This window comes from Rossellomorea arthrocnemi (assembly GCF_904424705.1).
GTDB lineage: Bacteria > Bacillota > Bacilli > Bacillales > Bacillaceae_B > Rossellomorea > Rossellomorea arthrocnemi.
Map to the genome: position 1 here is coordinate 1 of NZ_CAJGBF010000009.1, position 18,373 is coordinate 18,373.

General features: G+C 40.2%; 18 protein-coding genes. 4 read left to right on the top strand and 14 right to left on the bottom strand.

The window, feature by feature from the left end; all coding sequences use genetic code 11:
• Nucleotides 1-206 precede the first annotated feature (206 nt).
• Nucleotides 207-1,073 carry a mechanosensitive ion channel family protein gene (locus BAA9072_RS13155; protein WP_230980860.1) on the top strand — a complete coding sequence of 289 codons (867 nt, stop codon included), beginning with the start codon at nt 207-209 and terminating at the stop codon, nt 1,071-1,073.
• 185 nt (nt 1,074-1,258) lie between these two features.
• On the opposite strand, the gene BAA9072_RS13160 is transcribed toward BAA9072_RS13155, so the two are convergent.
• The 6 genes from BAA9072_RS13160 to BAA9072_RS13185 all read right to left on the bottom strand — a co-directional run bounded on the left by BAA9072_RS13160 (nt 1,259) and on the right by BAA9072_RS13185 (nt 8,577).
• Nucleotides 1,259-2,104 carry an ABC transporter permease gene (locus tag BAA9072_RS13160; protein ID WP_201715156.1) on the bottom strand — a complete coding sequence of 282 codons (846 nt, stop codon included), beginning with the start codon at nt 2,102-2,104 and terminating at the stop codon, nt 1,259-1,261.
• Entirely contained in the window at nt 2,101-3,036 is a 936-nt protein-coding gene (locus BAA9072_RS13165) for an ABC transporter ATP-binding protein (RefSeq protein WP_201715157.1), read from the bottom strand. Before BAA9072_RS13165 ends, BAA9072_RS13160 begins: the two co-directional genes overlap by 4 nt.
• The gene (locus BAA9072_RS13170; protein ID WP_201715158.1) at nt 3,033-5,438 is read right to left on the bottom strand and encodes a DUF7408 domain-containing protein; all 2,406 of its coding nucleotides are present in this window, start codon (nt 5,436-5,438) and stop codon (nt 3,033-3,035) included. Before BAA9072_RS13170 ends, BAA9072_RS13165 begins: the two co-directional genes overlap by 4 nt.
• 217 nt (nt 5,439-5,655) lie before the next feature.
• Nucleotides 5,656-6,774, bottom strand: coding sequence for an N-acetyldiaminopimelate deacetylase (locus BAA9072_RS13175; RefSeq protein WP_201715159.1), 1,119 nt, complete (start codon nt 6,772-6,774; stop codon nt 5,656-5,658).
• Between the two features lie 121 nt (nt 6,775-6,895).
• Complete coding sequence (gene dapD, locus BAA9072_RS13180) at nt 6,896-7,603, bottom strand: 2,3,4,5-tetrahydropyridine-2,6-dicarboxylate N-acetyltransferase (protein ID WP_201715160.1); 708 nt, start codon at nt 7,601-7,603, stop codon at nt 6,896-6,898.
• Between the two features lie 95 nt (nt 7,604-7,698).
• Complete coding sequence (locus BAA9072_RS13185) at nt 7,699-8,577, bottom strand: LysR family transcriptional regulator (protein WP_201715161.1); 879 nt, start codon at nt 8,575-8,577, stop codon at nt 7,699-7,701.
• A 109-nt stretch (nt 8,578-8,686) separates the two neighbouring features.
• Here BAA9072_RS13185 and BAA9072_RS13190 point away from each other — a divergent pair, with 109 nt between their 5' ends.
• The gene (locus BAA9072_RS13190; RefSeq protein WP_201715162.1) at nt 8,687-9,412 is read left to right on the top strand and encodes a sulfite exporter TauE/SafE family protein; all 726 of its coding nucleotides are present in this window, start codon (nt 8,687-8,689) and stop codon (nt 9,410-9,412) included.
• A 296-nt stretch (nt 9,413-9,708) separates the two neighbouring features.
• Here the strand turns inward: BAA9072_RS13190 and cbpB are convergent, their stop codons facing one another.
• Together cbpB and BAA9072_RS13200 are read right to left on the bottom strand one after the other, a co-directional pair.
• Nucleotides 9,709-10,149 carry a cyclic-di-AMP-binding protein CbpB gene (gene cbpB / locus BAA9072_RS13195; protein WP_098350855.1) on the bottom strand — a complete coding sequence of 147 codons (441 nt, stop codon included), beginning with the start codon at nt 10,147-10,149 and terminating at the stop codon, nt 9,709-9,711.
• 212 nt (nt 10,150-10,361) lie between these two features.
• Nucleotides 10,362-10,607 carry a DUF1797 family protein gene (locus tag BAA9072_RS13200; protein ID WP_201715163.1) on the bottom strand — a complete coding sequence of 82 codons (246 nt, stop codon included), beginning with the start codon at nt 10,605-10,607 and terminating at the stop codon, nt 10,362-10,364.
• A 155-nt stretch (nt 10,608-10,762) separates the two neighbouring features.
• Here BAA9072_RS13200 and BAA9072_RS13205 point away from each other — a divergent pair, with 155 nt between their 5' ends.
• Nucleotides 10,763-11,719: an MBL fold metallo-hydrolase gene (locus BAA9072_RS13205; protein ID WP_201715164.1), complete on the top strand. Its 957-nt coding sequence runs from the start codon at nt 10,763-10,765 to the stop codon at nt 11,717-11,719.
• Nucleotides 11,716-11,949, top strand: a complete 234-nt coding sequence (locus tag BAA9072_RS13210) for a glutaredoxin family protein (protein WP_201715165.1) — start codon at nt 11,716-11,718, stop codon at nt 11,947-11,949. The genes BAA9072_RS13205 and BAA9072_RS13210 overlap by 4 nt, the downstream gene beginning before the upstream one ends.
• Nucleotides 11,950-12,035: 86 nt before the next feature.
• Here BAA9072_RS13210 and BAA9072_RS13215 read toward each other — a convergent pair whose 3' ends face one another.
• The 6 genes from BAA9072_RS13215 to BAA9072_RS13240 all read right to left on the bottom strand — a co-directional run bounded on the left by BAA9072_RS13215 (nt 12,036) and on the right by BAA9072_RS13240 (nt 18,230).
• Complete coding sequence (locus BAA9072_RS13215; RefSeq protein ID WP_201715166.1) at nt 12,036-12,536, bottom strand: DUF3993 domain-containing protein; 501 nt, start codon at nt 12,534-12,536, stop codon at nt 12,036-12,038.
• A 217-nt stretch (nt 12,537-12,753) separates the two neighbouring features.
• The gene (locus BAA9072_RS13220; protein ID WP_230980861.1) at nt 12,754-12,996 is read right to left on the bottom strand and encodes a hypothetical protein; all 243 of its coding nucleotides are present in this window, start codon (nt 12,994-12,996) and stop codon (nt 12,754-12,756) included.
• A gap of 467 nt (nt 12,997-13,463) precedes the next feature.
• Nucleotides 13,464-14,687 carry an EAL domain-containing protein gene (locus tag BAA9072_RS13225; RefSeq protein ID WP_201715167.1) on the bottom strand — a complete coding sequence of 408 codons (1,224 nt, stop codon included), beginning with the start codon at nt 14,685-14,687 and terminating at the stop codon, nt 13,464-13,466.
• A 159-nt stretch (nt 14,688-14,846) separates the two neighbouring features.
• A complete protein-coding gene (gene fadH / locus BAA9072_RS13230; RefSeq protein WP_201715168.1) occupies nt 14,847-15,614 on the bottom strand; it encodes a 2,4-dienoyl-CoA reductase in 768 nt (255 codons plus the stop codon).
• Nucleotides 15,615-15,745: 131 nt separating this feature from the next.
• The gene (locus BAA9072_RS13235; protein WP_201715169.1) at nt 15,746-15,964 is read right to left on the bottom strand and encodes a hypothetical protein; all 219 of its coding nucleotides are present in this window, start codon (nt 15,962-15,964) and stop codon (nt 15,746-15,748) included.
• Nucleotides 15,965-16,142: 178 nt separating this feature from the next.
• Entirely contained in the window at nt 16,143-18,230 is a 2,088-nt protein-coding gene (locus BAA9072_RS13240) for a sensor domain-containing protein (RefSeq protein ID WP_201715170.1), read from the bottom strand.
• Between the last annotated feature and the right edge of the window lie 143 nt (nt 18,231-18,373).

The following is an 18,373-nucleotide window of genomic DNA, read 5'->3' on the forward strand; positions in this document are numbered from 1 at the left end:
TTATTATAATTTATTTCAATTATCCCTTATTGTTTTTCCCCATTCAGAAATACTTTACTCTATTGAATCACTTCCAGATAAAGTTTACCATTTCTCATCCAGGGAATAAATCAATATGCTATTAAAAGGGCACCTCCTTTGACATAACCTATGGAGTATTGTGTATACTAGAATGGTCATTATTTAATATGAAAGGATGTTTTGGTTTGGGTTACATACTTAGTCTAACTGCTTTAAGTGAACGACTTTCCAATTTTAATTGGGGCGGTCTATTAGTGACGATTGGAATAGGCGCCTTGCAAATAGTAGCGATTTGGATCGCTTTTATCATTGTAAAAGGTGCAGCTAACAAAGTGATTGAGAGGATCTTTGACAAATATAGAATGAGAAATGATGTTTCTGATGGTCGTGCCCAGACATTACAAAGTCTTTCTAAAAATATTGTGGGCTATATCTTGATATTTGTTTTCTTCGTTACAATCCTGCAAATTTTTGGAATCCAGGTGACGGCGATCCTTGCGGGTGCAGGGATTGTTGGATTGGCTGTCGGGTTTGGTGCACAAGGATTGGTAAGCGATGTGGTTACAGGATTCTTCATCCTTCTTGAGAAGCAGGTGGATGTGGGTGATTATGTGACGACTGGAAGCTTCTCCGGAATTGTCGAAGAGGTCGGTTTAAGGACGACACATATCCGCGGATTTGATGGAACTCTTCATTATGTACCGAACAGAGAGATTACCAGTGTCAGCAATCATTCCCGAGGAAACATGAGAGCACTTGTGGATATTGGGATTTCTTATGATGATGACATTGATAAGGCATTGGTCGTCCTTCAACAGGTTTGCGATACGATCGCCATGGAAGATGATAATATTGTCGATGGTCCTAATGTGCTTGGCGTTCAAACACTTGGTGCTTCTGATGTTGTTCTCCGTGTGTTATGCAAAACGAAAAACATGGAGCAATGGGGAGTGGAACGGAAGCTTCGTAAAGCATTAAAAGAAGCTCTCGATCAGAACGGAATTGAAATCCCCTATCCACACCAGGTTTACATTGAGAAAAAAGAAGGTTAAAGAAAAGAGAAGGCGCCGCCTTCTCTTTTCTTATATTTCCCTTCTCTTTTTTTCTTCAAGAAGACGTTTGATTCGATCATAAGCTTTCACCCCCACCGAACATAATGAATCTCCTTCCGAATTCTTTCACACTTTTTTCCATTAACAGCATTTTTTCCAAGAGATACTTTCCATCTTCTCACCCTTTATTTTATGCTCTTCACCTTCATGCTCGGTCTGAGCTTCATAATACTTAGGGACAGGGAAATCACAGCGATTACAGAGTATATAACCAGGAATGAGATCCACAACGGAAGCTTGATCCCGCTGCGCGTATAGATTTCATCAATCGCCATCGGCTCAAAATGCCCCATGATAACAATAGCAGGATTAAACATCGCGATGAGATACGGTACCGGAGTAGACTGATTCTGATACGGTCCGTTTCCGATTGCCATGGAAAGCATAAAGAGGAACAATGTACCCCCTACCAGAAACAGAACCGTTGCGTAGGTTGTGACCATGGACACAATCGTTTTGCGGAGGACAGTTGAATAAAATACACCTATAGAGCCAAATGTAAACACAAGAAACAGACTGTATCCAAACACAGTGACCAAATCTGAAGGAGATACGCCGCCGAATAGGAAAACAAAGCTATACAGGGGCAAACTTGATATCACAAGTAAAAGCAAATAGGAAACGGACGAAACGAGCTTACTCAGGATAATACTCATGGAACTTTGTTCTGTCGTTAACAACATGCTTAAGGTTTGCTTCTCTCTTTCACCGCTGATCACGCCCCCTGTTAAACCAGGGGTAATAAATAGAACGAGTGCAAGTTGCAAAAATGAGAGAATCATAAACATCTCCCTGCTCTCTTGGGGGCGAAAATAGCCTGTATTTGAAAATCGGGTTTGCATATAGATGAAGCCGATCACCACAATACCTACTGCAATCAAGTAGCACAGCATCCCGATAAACGTTTTAACCGTGCGGAAGCGAAGTTTGAATTCCTTATTTAACATTGGATTAATGAGTAGCTGTTTCATGAAAGTGTCACTCCTTTCGTGATCTCCATAAATACGTCCTCTAAGTTCGTCTCAATCTCTTTAAAACTCAAAATGGGAACATCATTTAGAATGGCTTTCTTCAGCAATTCTGTTTGCTCGGTTTCTTCTCCCTTATAAAGGAATTGAAGAGTTTTGTTTTCTTCATTCACTTCGATCTTCGAGACAAGAGGATCTTCTTCAAAAAATGCAACGGCACTCTCAACCAGTCCCCTTACCTTCACCACTATCAACTTTTCAGCCTGAAGCTGAAATTGGATATCGGATACAGAACCATGTGCCACAAGCCTCCCATTATCGATTACCCCTATTTCATCACACATTTCTGCGAGCTCAGGAAGGATATGGGAAGAGATCAATATGGTTTTACCCATTTTCTTTAATTCTTTAAGAATCTCCCTCATTTCTATTCTCGCCCTCGGATCCAATCCGGAAGCAGGTTCATCGAGTATCAGGACATCCGGATCATGGATGAGGCATCTGGCTAAACATAGGCGCTGCTTCATTCCCCTTGATAGAAGGTCCACATAGGAATCTTTCTTGTGAGAAAGATTCACCAGTTCCAATAGTTGAGGTATGAGTTTTTCTCTTTGGTCAGCGGGAATTTTATAGCTGGCACCATAGAAATCAAGATACTCCTCTGCTTTCAATTGGTCGTACACACCAAAGAAATCCGGCATATATCCAATTTGTCTCCGGACCAATTTAGGCTCTTTACTAATATTAAATCCATTCACCGTGGCCGTTCCAGCAGTAGGAGCCAGAAGTGTTGCCAGGATGGAAAACGTCGTGGATTTCCCTGCTCCATTTTGACCGACAAACCCAAATACACTTCCTTTCCGAATGGATAAATTTAATTCATCCAGGGCAAGGAATGACCCGTAACGTTTGGATAAGTTTTGAATTTCGATCATGGTTGTACCTCCCCTTTCAGTACAATGGAAGGAAGACGAACTACCGGATCTCCTTGTGAGCGTTTTTCAAATTCAAAAACGATTTCCCCATTGTCATTCATATAATTTTTCAAGTTCTCTTTAAATTCTATTGAATTAGCAGATGTCTCTTCAAGACGGACCTTTTCGTCCGTGTGTGAATCCAAAATTGAGAAATGCAGGACTCCTCCAGTATGGATACTCATATTTAAAGAATGAAGTGTAACCTTAGACAGATCGATTTGTTTAGGAATTTGAATGGTCATTTCATATGTTCCATCTTCAAGGCCCATTTCATCTGCACCATTATGGGAATAATGCTCGATGATTTGCCCCTTTACAGGCTTAACATCAAAATTAAGCTGCTCACTTCGAAGGGTAAAAGCTCCGTTATAGTGACCAAGAGAAGGAAAGTGCTGATAAAGCAAGGAGAAATTTTCAGATCTCGTTTCTTTATTCTTCATTTTCATATCGAATATCTCAGCTTCTGTATATCCAAAAATGACTGGTGAGTTATTTTCATTATCCGAAGAAATCATTTGTGATGCGAAGTTCTCCAAGCGTTCCTTCTTTTGCTGCTTTATGCTTTGTTGGTTCGGGAACGATGCTGACATATTTGGATTTCCGATTGGTGATGATAAATACTCTGTCGAAAGCTTTTTATCAATAGTAAGGGTTTTCCCTGCTTTCACTTCACCCAATCGATAAATTCGTGATCCAGACCATATATATACATCGGTAAAATCGTAAGGGAAATCATTTTGTATCTTTCCCGTAATGTTTTTATCCTCCAGGACTAATTCTGGGATGAAATTCCCGATGTCCTCTTTTTCACTTGTTCCCAACACAGTTCTAGTTGACCAGTACTCTACATCCCTGAAAGTAATCTTTCTTTTATCTTTAGTCATTTCTTCAATGGCAAATTTATACTGATCGGAACCACCGGAATTGTTTCTCGTCCTTGCCGGTGTAAGCTCTAATTGTTTCTTGTCGGAAACAAATCCGTAGTCACCACCGGAATTTGATAGGCCAGTAAATGTTGAAATACCATGAACACTTCTATCATTCTCCACCTTCAAAATGTTCATCTGATTTAAATGAGGTTTTGAAATCCTGTCTTTAGCACCGGTAACGAAAATCCCTGAGGAAACAAGAATGGATATGACAGGGATGATCCACCATGCCTGTTCACGTTTATCCAGTTTCCTTAATAATAAATACAGAAGCGGCACGATGGCAATCAAGTACAGAATCAGAATGATCACTAACGTGCTTACTTTAAAATTTGTCGATGGAAAGAGTTCGTTACTTTCCGCCACATCATAATAAATTCTCTCCAGGAAACTTTGATCACCATTATTCTGCCCCAGTAAAAAATAAGGTTCTGTTTTAGATAACATGTTCGCGAACCACTCATCATAATGTTCCCAGCCATTCAAAACGGGGTCTCCCAATGAGAAGGAAGTTTGCCAAACTTCACCAAGTCCTCTGGCATCCCTTGCGACTAAGGGAATATCCCCTTGTTTGACCATGACTTCTGCACCTTGCACTTCTTCATTTTTAAAGATGGATAAAGAGCCGAAAGAAGCCGAAATGCTTTTCTTCACATTGAAGGAAGAGGTATCGGAAAGCGTTGCTTCTTCCTTCAATGCAAGAGGAGCCATATTGGCTATAGAACCAAGTGTATCCTCCAAGTGGGGGGCCGCCCCTATAATTAATATCCCTCCATTTTCTACCCAGCTCTTTAGAACCTGCTGTTGATTTTGGTTTAGTTCTGATATGTTGAATTGGTCAATGATGATATAATCCAGCATTTGTAGACCGCTCTTTTCCTCTGGGAGGTTTTCCTTTGAGAGAGTCAATGCCACTACACGGTCCCCCCCCATGACAGTACCTTTAACCCCTTTTAAGCGGTCAGGATTTTCACTTAATAAACCAATCGTTGAACGATTGCTATAGATGAAATTAGGTGTTAATCGCTTATCGCCTTTAAATTTCACTTCTTTTCCATCTTCCCATGATCCTTCGAAGAGATGAATGGTCTCAAGGTTTGAGTTGTGCCTGATTTCATCGCTGAATCCGGGAACAGAAAATGTGTATGTACGCTCGGAATTGGCAGGAACATCGATGGACAACGCCCTCGCTCCCCCTGTTTGATAAGATGGAGCATAATCAAACAAAAGATCCCCCTTAAAATTGGATCCATTATTTTCAACCGTTACCTTAAGTGGAAAGCCCCGACCTTCCTTTACTTTTCCGTCGATACCTTCTTCGACTGATATTTTTATTTGTCCTTCTGCAAGTGTCTTGTCCTCCATACACAGGAACATCAGTAAGCCTAAGAACAGAACAAATATTGCTTTTCCCCACCTATTCACATGCATTCCCCTTCCTCTTTCTCTCTAGAACATAGTCGAAATGTAACAGGAAAAAGTTTCTTTCTTTGTAAATCTTTTCATTACTCAACTTCCTCAAGTGTAATTTTACACTATTTTAATTCATTCGCAATACGGATTTTTAAATTAATAGCATTTATTTCCCCGTATTTACAAAAAAAATCACGGAAGGTATTTGTTGATACCATTCCGTGATGTAGATTGACTACTTAATTGTACTGATATAATCCGTAAGAAGTGAGATGGCAAAATCAATGGCATCTTCATTTGGGTTTAATTTAGAATGGTGCAGCCCAAATGGGGAATCGACTCCCAGCCAGAACATGAAACCGGGTATTTCTTCAAGCATATATCCAAAGTCTTCTCCATTCATTGCTTCTTTGCAGATGATAAGGTTCCGGTTCGTTTCCCTCAAAAAGGACATAAAATGATTTGTCCATTCAGGATTGTTGAAGACCTGCCGATACATACTGCCATAATTCACTTCAATTTCACACTCATAGCTGATTTTCATTCCTTCTATCAGCGCTTCCAGCCGTTCTTTTACGCTCTCCATTGACTGGGCGGAAAGGGTGCGGATTGTACCTTCCAACCTGGCCGTTTCAGCAATGATATTCTGTACTGTTCCACTCTCCATTTTCCCTACCGTAATGACCGCGCTGTCTAATGGATCGACATTACGGGAAACGATGGACTGCATTTGCGAAACAAAGGATGAGGCCGTGACAATCATATCCTTGGTATGATGAGGATAGGCAGCATGTCCGCCTTTTCCTTTAAAATCAATAAATAATTCAGATGTGTTGGCAAATAGCAGCCCCTCTTTAACTGCAACCGTACCCACTTCATATTCCGGGGCAATGTGGAGGGCGAATATACAATCCGGCTTCCATTCCTTCATGATATCACTTTCAAGCATCGGCTTGGCCCCACCAGGTCCTTCCTCTGCCGGTTGAAAAATGAACAGGAGATCATCTTGGATTGGATGGTAAACGAAATGAGTAAGTACCCCCAATTCAATCGTCATATGAAAATCATGCCCACAAGCATGCATCCTCCCTTCATAGGATGAAGGGAATTCTAATCCTGTTTCTTCCTGGATCGGCAGACCATCAATGTCCCCACGATATCCGATTGTCTTTTTAGGATTAGTCCCATAAACCTTAACGAAAATACCTGTTTGCCAAGTTCTAATCTCTAAACGGTCAGCAGGCAGGTTTGTCAAATAATTCAATAAGTATTGCTGTGTTTTAAACTCTTGAAACCCCAGTTCGGGAATTTGGTGAAGATCTCTCCTGATTGACTTAAAGTCTATTGTTGACATGGGTCTCCTCCTTTAATGAAAAAGTAGAGTGATAAATTGTGAAAAATGTGGACTTACAAGAAAAGAACAGACGTCAGCCGTCCGTTCTTACTTTGATCATGATCATCGATTGTTGAAATGATTACAGTTGACGTAATTCTTGTTTGATTTCTGTCTTTGATTTTGTTTTGTCGTCAATGTCTTTCAATTTCTTTGCCGGGGTTCCAGCCACAACGGTATAAGGAGCTACATCATCCACTACAATCGCTCCTGCTGCCACAACAGCACCTTTACCTACCGTTACACCTTCCAAGACCACTGCATTGGCACCAATGACGACATCGTCTTCAATGACGACAGGCTTGGCAGATGGGGGTTCAATAACCCCTGCAAGTACTGCACCCGCTCCAATATGACAATTCTTCCCTACTGTCGCACGGCCACCGAGTACAACATTCATATCAATCATCGTTCCAGCACCTACCACAGAACCGATATTGATCATTGCACCCATCATGATGACCGCATTGTCACCGATTTCTACTTGATCACGAATGATAGCACCTGGTTCAATGCGGGCTTTAACACCTTTAAGATCAAGAAGGGGAATCGCAGAATTGCGGCGATCATTCTCCACTACGTAGTCTTCGACTTTATCTTTATTTTCTTCAAGAATAGTAGAAAGTTCGCTCCATTCTCCGAATACTACACCGGAACTGCCCTGAAGGAAAGTCTGGGATGGGCCGAAGTCGATCCCTTCCAGATCACCTTTTACATAAACCTTCACAGGAGTTGATTTTGTACTATTTTGAATAAAAGAAATAATTTCGTTTGCATCCATCATGTTCATGAGAATTCCCTCCGTAATTATGTATAAATTCAGAATTCGTTTCTTGAATTACTTTATCAGATTAAAGGGTGGAAGACAACCCATTAACGCAAATCCTATGAGTTTTCATGAATGAATTCGTTTACAACTTCAACAAATGCTTCTACTTGTCGTAATTGAAATGCAGACTCGTACCCAAGTAACCATGTATCACGGTGGATGAATGAATCATGCTCATCGATCAGCGGGATTTTATAAATATCTTCTTCCATACCGTCCAATGTGATGGCTGGTAGGATGGCGTAGCCGATTCCGTTTAAAGTCATCTGCTTACATGTTTCAATTTGATCCACCACGATCGTCCGTTTTGGGGTTGTTTGGAATTGGCGATGCCACCAGTCCTGTATTTCCTGATAATAATTCGAGTCACTCTTAAATTGGATAAAGGGACGATCTGTTTTCATGACTTCATCTATGGATTGAATCTCCCTATCCACCAAGTAAAGCGTATCCTGAAATAAATGGTGTTTCGGACCTTTCCAATCCGGTGTTCCCCTAATGATCCCAATATGGACTTCATCTTCATAGATCGCCTTAAGGATTTCACTGCTCCAACCGGTCATTAACGAGATTTTGGCATGAGGATAGGTCTCAACAAATTGTTTAAGTACTTTTGGGAGCCAATTTTGACCTACAATCGATGCACAGGCAATCTTTAATGTTCCGTGCACTTCAAATTCAAGAGCCTGTATCCTCTCCTTCACACTCTCTTCCCTCTGAAGCATCTCATCCGCCAGCTTCACGACAAGCTCTCCAGCCGGAGTCAGGGAAAGCCCTTTTTGTGAGCGAAGAAATAATTTCGTTCCCCATTCTTTTTCAATCGTCTGGAGTCTCTGAGACAAAGCAGGCTGAGATACAAATAACCGTTCAGCGGCTTTCCGCATATTCATTTCCTGTGCTAGTACGTGGAGCAGTTGATATTCCGAGAATGCCATTTCGTTCACCTTCATAAGTTTTTCTTATATTATATCTTAATTTATATAAAATTTCATTATTATCTGGTATCAAATACACTTAGAGTAGATGGAAAAGAGGTGAGGATTAGTGGAAGTGATTTTATTTTTCACTGGGTTGGTAGTCGCTCTAATAGGTACGTTGGCAGGAAGCGGCGGTCTGATCGGCATGCCCGTCATGCTGCTAGTCGGGTTACCTATTCATACTGCTGTCGCCACGGCTAAATTTTCGAATATTATCAGTTCGTTTTCGAGCTTTGTGTATTTAGTGAAAGACCGGAAAGTCACTTGGAAGGAATGTTTGCCGATTCTTCCTATTGCACTCGCCGGGGGGCTGTCGGGGGCCTTTTTGTCTGATAAGATCCCCCCTTCCCTGCTTGAGTGGATGGCCTTCTTCTTTCTTCTCATTGCCCTGTTTATAAGTCTTCTAAAAGGGTTCCAACCAAAGGAAAGGAATCAGAAATATTATAGGGTCTACGGATACCTGTATTTCATCAGTACGTATGACGGATTATTCGGCCCGGGTCAGGCAACCATGCTTATGTATACACATTTATTTCATGGGTTGACATATTTAAAATCAGTAGCCCTGACACGTTTTCAAACCTTTATCAGCTGTTTAGGTGCATTTACTGTATATTTACACAATGGTCATGTTGAGTGGGATGTCGCCATCCCTTTTGCATTGGGTGCACTTATAGGTGCTCAAATGGCAGTGAGGTTTGCATCCAGGCTTTCTTTGAAACATTTACGAATCCTTTTAAACATTTTGACTTTGATTCTTATTCTCCAGCTCGGTAAGAACCTATTCTTCTAAGGAACGGTACCGATGAACAGGATGGCGGTAAAAAATAATGTTGTCCGTCCTATTTTTCTTGTTTAACGAAAAACAGGGATCTTTCAAGAGGTTTTATAAACAATCTTTGCTGAAGCACTGTCAACCAAGTGCTTGCTGGATGGTTAGGGGAACTGCCACGCGGAAAGCGAGCATCTGGCTGAAATCAACCAACACGCTCCTTAAAGGAACAAAGGTTACGAAACAGCCAAAAATAAAGAGGATGGCAAAGGTGCCATCCTCTATGATATTGCCATTATGTAACTGCTATAAAGGGGTTAATCCCTTTTAAACAGCTGTCGTTGAAGCTGCTTTAACACAACTCTCCTTGTCATGATTCCTTCAAAATAGCCATCATCGGATACCACGCATAAAAATGGATGGTCGACCAATAATTCCAAAGCCTTCTTGAAGTCCGATTGTAAGGAGACAATCGGAAAATCTGTAGTCATAACCTCTTCTACTTTTTTGGCTTCAAGTTTTTCAAACTCAAACCGTTCAAGACCAAGAATCGAATCGGTAATTAAACTCGAACTGATTAAACCCTGGAAACGAAAAGTTGGATCGAGGACAGGGATGGCTGAGTAACCACTCTTTGTGAGTAATAGTAAAGCATGTTCCAGGGAATTCCCCACTTGCACATGAGCTACCTTCTCAGAAGGAATAATAAAATCCTTAATATTCGTTTCTAATAACTCTTTGCTACTCAATGAAATCATGTATAACCCCTCATTTTAGAAAATAAAAATTTGCGTGGCACTTAACAGGCAAATGAACCTGACACTACTCCATTTTAACATATAGGAAGAAAAATGTATGTTAAAACGATCGTTTTAAGAACGAAAGCCCTTTTCGTTCAGAATGAAATTAACAGCATGATCTACCATGGCTCCACTAAAAAAGATAACCAAAAGGTTACCTTTTACATGAGTTAATCTTGTTGTGCTTCCTGTAGAAGTTCGAAAATTTCAATCGCTGTAATGTCTATGTTATCAAAAGGAAAGCTGTTTCCTTTTTCATTCATGACTTCGATTTCGAATGTATCCTGCTTTGGCAGATATTTCACCTCACAGATTTTCTTTCCACTGTATTCGAAGAATCGTTGTTGAGTTTCCCCTTGTTCACCTTGTTCTTGTAATGATTTTAATCTTTGTATAATTCCAAGAAGCTGAGACATAATCACTCTCTCCTTTCCTGATCTAATTCTTGGTCATAGCTTTTGCATTGTACCAGATTCTATCCTGTTAAATCTATTGTTTTGCCCTTTTTCAGCAAAAATTCCTTTATAATGAAAGAGAACAAATATCTTCTCCCTTTGAAAGGATTGATTCGATGAGTATTTACCGTATAGATTCCCGGATATCATTAGTAGATCTAATGGATTTATCATTAAAGGAACGTACAGGTAGTTATATATTGAGCGAAGACGCACTGACCATAATCGAAACATCTGCGAGCCCTTCTATACCTCATCTTAAAAAAGGTCTCTCTAAGTTAAACATTAATCCAGAAGATATTCAATACATAATTTTAACCCATATCCATCTTGATCATGCTGGAGGTGCTGGTCTTTTCCTAAAAGAATGTCCAAATGCGAGGATCATTGTCCATCCAAAAGGAAAACGTCATATCAATGACCCTACGCGATTGATTTCAGGAGCCAAAGCAGTATATGGAGAGAAATTCGATGAGCTGTTTCGACCGATTGTACCAATTCCTGAAGATCGGATTCTGGTGATGGAACATAAAGAGAAACTGAGTATAAGCGATACCTGCACGTTAACGTTTTTTCATACGCCGGGACACGCCGATCATCACCTCAGTATCTTTGATTCCTCATCGAATGGGATGTTTACCGGTGATACGTGTGGAATTCAATATACCATTGGGTCAAAGCGGTTTTATTTCCCTTCCACCTCCCCCAATCAATTTGATCCAGAACAAATGAAGACTTCTATCAGTATGTATAGAAATCTTCATTTGGACAGGTTGTATTTTGGTCATTATGGGGTAACGGAGGAAGTTTCTTTTGCCCTTACGGAAGTAGAAAAATGGCTGGATCTTTTCATGAAAAATAGTGAGAAACAATACTCTTCTAATGCTACAATGAAGGAGAATGTAAAAAACATTTCTTCTTTACTCATTGACCTTACAAAAAGGGAATTAGTACAAAAAGGAATCGATCCAGACAACCCCATTTTCCATTTGTTAAAACTCGATATGAACGTTTCTGCAATGGGTATCGTAGATTATTTCACGAAGCAAAAAAAAGGAGATCATTCATCATGAAGGAAGTTACTTTATATTCTCAACCTGATTGCCCACCCTGTGAAGTGGTTAAAATGTTCCTGAAAGACCGAAATGTTAAATATAAGGAAATCAACATCAAGGAAGACAATCAAGCGCGAAGATATCTTATCGATCAATTGAAATCTTACTCCACTCCTACTATCACAATCGGTTCGGAAGTCATTTCAGGCTATAATCTGGAAGCCTTGACCGCTGCTTTAAACAAATAAGTTACGTCGGATTCATCAAAAAAAGTTGGCCATCCCTTGCATTTAAGCCTTTTTAACTGCAGGGAAATTGGCCAACTTTTTCTTATTTATTCAGATTTAACGGCTTTAGGCAATTCATAAGTAATGGAAGAAATTTTCCATGTACCTTCTTCCTCGCTCAACACAACGGCTTCGACACCGTTTAAACTTGAAACCGGTCCTTCTTCTTCACCTGTTCTTTCTTCCCACACATACCAATTCCCATCTTTGTATCTTACCCTGGTGGATTCATCATAATGAAAAAATGGTACATAATGCGAGGCGAAATCAGAACCGAATGTGATATATCCTCCATCTACCTCGTATATATTCTCACTCATAAAATTTGTTGTAAGACTTTGAGAAAAATATTTGGATAGCTGGTCTTCAATCTGTTTCTTCGATTGTGGTTTTTCACTTAGGGATACTTGACTATGAAAAGCTTCCTCTACAAGGGATAGTGCATTCTCCTTGTTGAATTCGGATGCTTGTGTTTGAACTGCTTGTCCGCACGCCGCTGTTACGAGTCCCAAAATAAAAAATAATAACCATAACTTCTTCTTTTCCATATGCTTTCCCTCCCATTTCATTAGATGAAATTATTGTAGCAACGGAAATTTGTCGATAGGATACCATTCTTTCGTTAAATCATAACAATGTCTGACATATTAATTGGTTTGGTTGTAAAATTCCCCCTGTTCCTGACGTTCAAACACGTTTCTTGGTGGTATATTTATCCAACAAAAAAAAGACACAGCATGAACATCATGCTGTATCCTTCAGTTATTATGACAAGTAGCGTATGGACCAATAGATAATGAATAATGTAATCAGAATGGTTCCAATTAGAATAGACAGAAACACGGGATTACGGATAAACGGGTGCTCCTTTACGACGTCAGGGATATCAGTGTCAAAGTCACCCTTAAGCCGCTTCTCCTGCCCGGCAACTCTAAACGTATACACAAGTGAATAACCTGCAATCGCCAAAACTATCAAGGCAAGCACAATCATAAATATACTCATCATAGCCCCTCCTTACAAAATGTCCTTAAAATTAATTTGTCCCAACCAGAGACAGCTATACAAGAAAAGCGGAGGCGGCTCGCTAAGGCCCGACAAGCATAAGACGAACCAACCGGAAAGGCGCTCTTTGCCTTTTTGGTTGGTTTGACTTATGACCTCGAGGGACTAGCCGCCGGAGCTGGACAATCGAAAAGCGGAGGGGCTTTGCCCAGAGGCGACAAGCATAAGACGAGAATGCCGGAAAGGCGCTCTCTGCCTTTTTGGCATTCTTGACTTATGACCTCGAGCCTCTAAGCACCGGAGCTGGACAATCGAAAAGCGGAGGGGCTTTGCCCAGAGGCGACAAGCATAAGACGAACCAACCGGAAAGGCGCTCTTTGCCTTTTTGGTTGGTTTGACTTATGACCTCGAGGGACTAGCCGCCGGAGCTGGACAATCGAAAAGCGGAGGGGCTTGGCCCGACAAACATACTAAAAAAGCAAACCTTCCTCTTCAAATAAAAATTCATATGAGAGATCCATAAAGAGGTAAAGACCATTTCCATATGGGTATGAATACGTACGGATAGACTCCCCGGAATCGATGTCACTATAGATATCAGACAATAAACCTTTTTTATCTATTCTCATACGTATGATATTTTCCAGAAAGTATGGGCGCCAGCTCCAATTCTTGCCTTTATACCTTGGTTCGATCATCCATTTTTGATTGGATTTCACCACGTTACTCGTGACTTGAAATCCATTTTCATCACAAATATATAAACGAAAGCATTTATCCGTGAAATGCTTGGCCACCTCGAAAAGTAGACCATCGAACTCAACCGTTTGTTTTTTTATTAACACCAACGTTTGACTGATTTCTTTATGCAACACGTCTGCAAATTCATATCCTGCTTCCAGATGCTTCTTTTCATACCGAATATAATCCTGACATTTTTCTTTCAACTTCTCCTTCAATAGATCCGGAGTCAGAAAGGAATCCGAAGGGTGCTTGAGATAAAAGCCCTGATAATATCTTCCTCCGTTCAGCCAGGCAAACTGAAGCTGATAATTGATTTCGATATTCTCGAACAAAAGGGATGCCCCGATTTTTCTGGCAAGCACCGATAAACTATATAAAATATCTTTATACACTTTGTTTCCCGCATCATTTCGAAGTTGAAACAAGTCCACCTTGAGGATATCCGGTGAATAATGTGAAAGCCTGTCTAATTGACCGCTGTTCCCCCCAATATTATCGATGGCGATTTTTATCCCATAGGTTTTGTAATATAAGAGCAGATGAACCAGTTGATCAAAGTCCCCCACAAACGATTTTTCAGACAGTTCGATTACAGTCCGGTTCAGATTCAACCCTTTCTTTTCAAATTCCAGTAGAAGTTCAAGGAAGGACTCTCCATGGTCAAGCATCAGCAATCTGGCATCACGGTTAAGGAATATGTCCCCCTCTTGGCTCTCTTCTATGAATTTTTCAAGCGCCAGACGTGTGACACGCTCATCCACTTCAATTTTATATTCATCGGGTATCTCATCATCCACGAAGAATGGACCGAGACTTTCTACTGCTCCATCCCCGCTTTTCATTCTCCCCAATACCTCATATCCGATGATTTTATGTTCATCTGCACTGAAGATCGGTTGAAAGTACGGAATCACTTGTTCTATATTTGTTAATATCTCTAATGCATCCATTCCCACTCCCCCACCTTCACTTATGTATTTTTTGCATAATTATAACACAACTATTCTCGGGACCTGAAAAAGAAACCATTAAAAAGCTTTCTCTTCCTGTCGACTTGACATGAATAGAGAAAGCTTTATAGGAAGTACTTGATTAATTAGTCTTATAAATCAAAATGGAAATGGGTTCAGCCATTGACCGCCATCCATGGTAATGCACTCTCCGTTAATATAGGCCGCTTTTTCAGAGGCAAGGTAGAAGGCAAGTCCTGCAATTTCTTCCGGTGTTCCCAAACGTTTCAATGGAACACTGTCAATGGTTCTCTTGGCTGCTTCCTCTGAAATCCAAAGCTTCTCAGCCCCGCCGGTCCTTTCGATAGGTCCAGGGGCAATCGCATTCGAACGGATACCATATTTGTGGCCCCATTCAACGGCAAGGGTTCGTGTCAACGATAAAACGCCTGCCTTTGCTGCAGCAGAATGAGCGACACCTGCGCCTGCATTCCAGGCATATGTTGCAACCATGTTAATGATGGATCCCTTTTGACCTTGTTCAATCCAATAGTTTCCTACGGTATGTGAACAAAGGAATGTTCCATTCAAAACAATGTCAATGACAGACTTCCAGCCATTTGGGGTTAGCTTTTCTACAGGACAAATAAAGTTTCCAGCAGCATTGTTAATGAGAACATCGATCTTACCGAATTTCTCTACAGTAAACTCAACCATTGCTTTAACATGTTCCTGCTCCCTTACATCCATTTGAAATACTTCTATATTACCGTCAAGAGATGAGAACTCCTCTCTTACCAATTTAAGCCTCTCTTCATTTCTTCCTGTGACTACGACACTTGCACCGGCTTCCACGAAGTGCTTTGCCATATATTTCCCCATACCATTCGAACCGCCTGTTACGATTACAACTTGCTTTTCTCCCATATGTAACTCCCCCTGTCAATGAATGAATACTCACTCATATTTTATCATACAAAGAAGCATTACAACCATATTTAAAGAAAAAAGACTGATTTTTAAGAAAATGGTATTTTCTTAAAAATCAGTCTAAGAAGCTAACTATCCAAGTTATTCACTATGAGTTCGTGTAATTGGGCTAGTGCCTTAATTATTGTTTTATTTCTCTTATATCCTTTTGCTTCAACTGAAACATCATTATATGAAACAACTACCTGGCCTAAAGATCGAGGAGATTTAAAGCCGTATACATATACTTTAATCGTCCCTCTTTCGGTAGGGAGAAAGAGGATTTCCATACGTTTTGTCTTTTTCATAATCCCTCTCCTTCATAAAGCATTCGGAACTGTGATTCATATTAAAAGTGATCCTGACGGCTTTCTTTCAATGAACCTATTACTCTCCTCACTTTAAAATAAGTCATAGGAATTTTCCTGTCAATCATTTAGTGTGAACGACATATTTCCATAAAGGGATTTTGATACCAACCGGCCATTACATAAGAACAAATTGCTGCTGCTCGATTTCCTTTGGTCCTATCGGTTTACTAAAGTAATAACCTTGAGCTTTCTGGCATTTCGCCTCCTTCAGAAAGTCAACCTGTCCTTCGCGCTCAACCCCTTCTGCGATGACTTCAAGTCCCAGGCTGTGGGCAAGATGGATAATCGTAGTCGTTATGGCAGAGTCCTTCTGATTCATTCCAATCTCCTTTACGAAGGATTGGTCGATCTTTAATATATCGATGGGGAATCGTTTTAAATAATGAAGAGAGGAGTAACCCGTACCAAAATCGTCTACAGAAATGAATACTCCGAGCTCTTTAAGCTTTTTTAACATTTTCAACGTTTGCTGAGTATCTTGCATGGCTCCCTCCGTAATTTCAATTTCTATGCAGGAAGAGGATATCTTATACGTTGATAAATAGAAATCAATGGTGTCCACTAAATGCTCTTGCTGGAATTGTTTTGGGGATATGTTGATTGCCACGCGGACTGACCTGTACCCCTTGACTCTCCATTTTTGCAACTGTATGCATACCTGTTCCAAAACCCATTCGCCAATTTGATGAATCAAGCCTGTTTCTTCTGCCAGAGGAATGAATTGGGCAGGAGAAACGAAACCAAACTTACGGTTATTCCAGCGGATCAACGCTTCAAAACTGTCGATGTTACCAGTGGACAAATTGACCTGCGGTTGATAATGTATGTACAATTCGCCCTTCTCTATCGCTTTTCTCAAGTGTGATTCCATTATTATGTAGTTTGGAAAGCTTGATTTCATATGGGTTTGATAAAAACGATAATGGGCCCTTCCTTTTTCTTTCACCTCAAATAGAGCCTGTGCCGCTTTCTGGATAAGGGAATTAGAGTCATAACCATCTGCAGGGTAGCGACTTATGCCGATGGAGGGAGAAATATAAAATTCCTGTGTCTCCATTATAAAAGGGGCTACGAATAACGCCAGGATCTCTTTTGCTTTTGTCTTGGTATCTTCAAAGCTGCAATTCTTCAAAAGGAAGATAAATTCATCTCCCCCTTGCCTGTACAATAAACAATCCTCATTCGTCAAAGTGATCAAGCGTTCTGTAATCTTTTTAAGAAAACGGTCCCCACCTTTTAAACCTAACGTGTCATTCACAAATTTAAACCGATCCAGATCCAGGTATAAAAGTGATAGCTCAACTCCTCTTTCTTCCATATTGTGTATGATTAAGGGTACATGATCATCCAATGCCTTTCTGTTCCAAAGGCCAGTTAATTGATCATGCAAAGCCATATAATGAATCATTTCACTTTGTTCATAATGCGACGTGATGTCTTTCACAATAATATAGCATCCATCACACTTTTCCTTTACCACGATGGGGACTATTTTCAATTGAGTTACTTTTTCTTCTCCCTTTTCATTCATTAGAAGACAATGTTCAATCGAAGAAGGGTTTCCCAGTAATGATTGAGAGAGGGCACCTTCTAACAATTTTTTATTTTGTGGGTAGAATAAATCAAATATATTCATATTGGCCAGGGCATCTATTGAATACCCTGAAAGAGAGCAGCCCGCCGCATTTGACTCCCTGATGATTCCTTGTGAGTTCAGTATAAAAATGGCATCAAGATTATGTTCAATGATTGATTTGTATCGTTCCTTCGCTTTCACCAACTTCTTTTTTTCCTCAATTGAGGGGGTTATATCTCTCGTAATGGAAATAACGTAGTCTACCAGGCCTACTTCATTCTTAATTGGAGTAAGGATGGATTCGTTTATCACTTTATAACCTTTCACATAAAATGCATCCTGATAGATGATGCGTTCTCCTGTTTCGACCAGTTCCAAATATTTTTTCTTCAAATCCACTGCCATTTCAACAGGGATCACTTCCTCTAAGTAACGCCCCATATCCTTCTGTTGGATCATCGTATACTTTTTCGCAGATTCATTTACATATACATACCTGAATCCTTTTCCCTCTTCAACCTTCATTATGAAAATCATATCGTGTATATGATCTAAAATTAATTCCTTCAGCACAGTATCCAGGAACTTCTGATCTTGACTGATTGTGGTACTATCTGTCCATTTCATGGATTCGTCATCCTTTTATGCTTATGTTTTAATCTACATCATGAATTTCGTTTCAATGGTACTGGTTCATCCATGACTCCCTGCATTCTTGTAAGAATATACACTGTTTCCCCTCTCGATTCAGCCTAAAATGTCTACGTTAT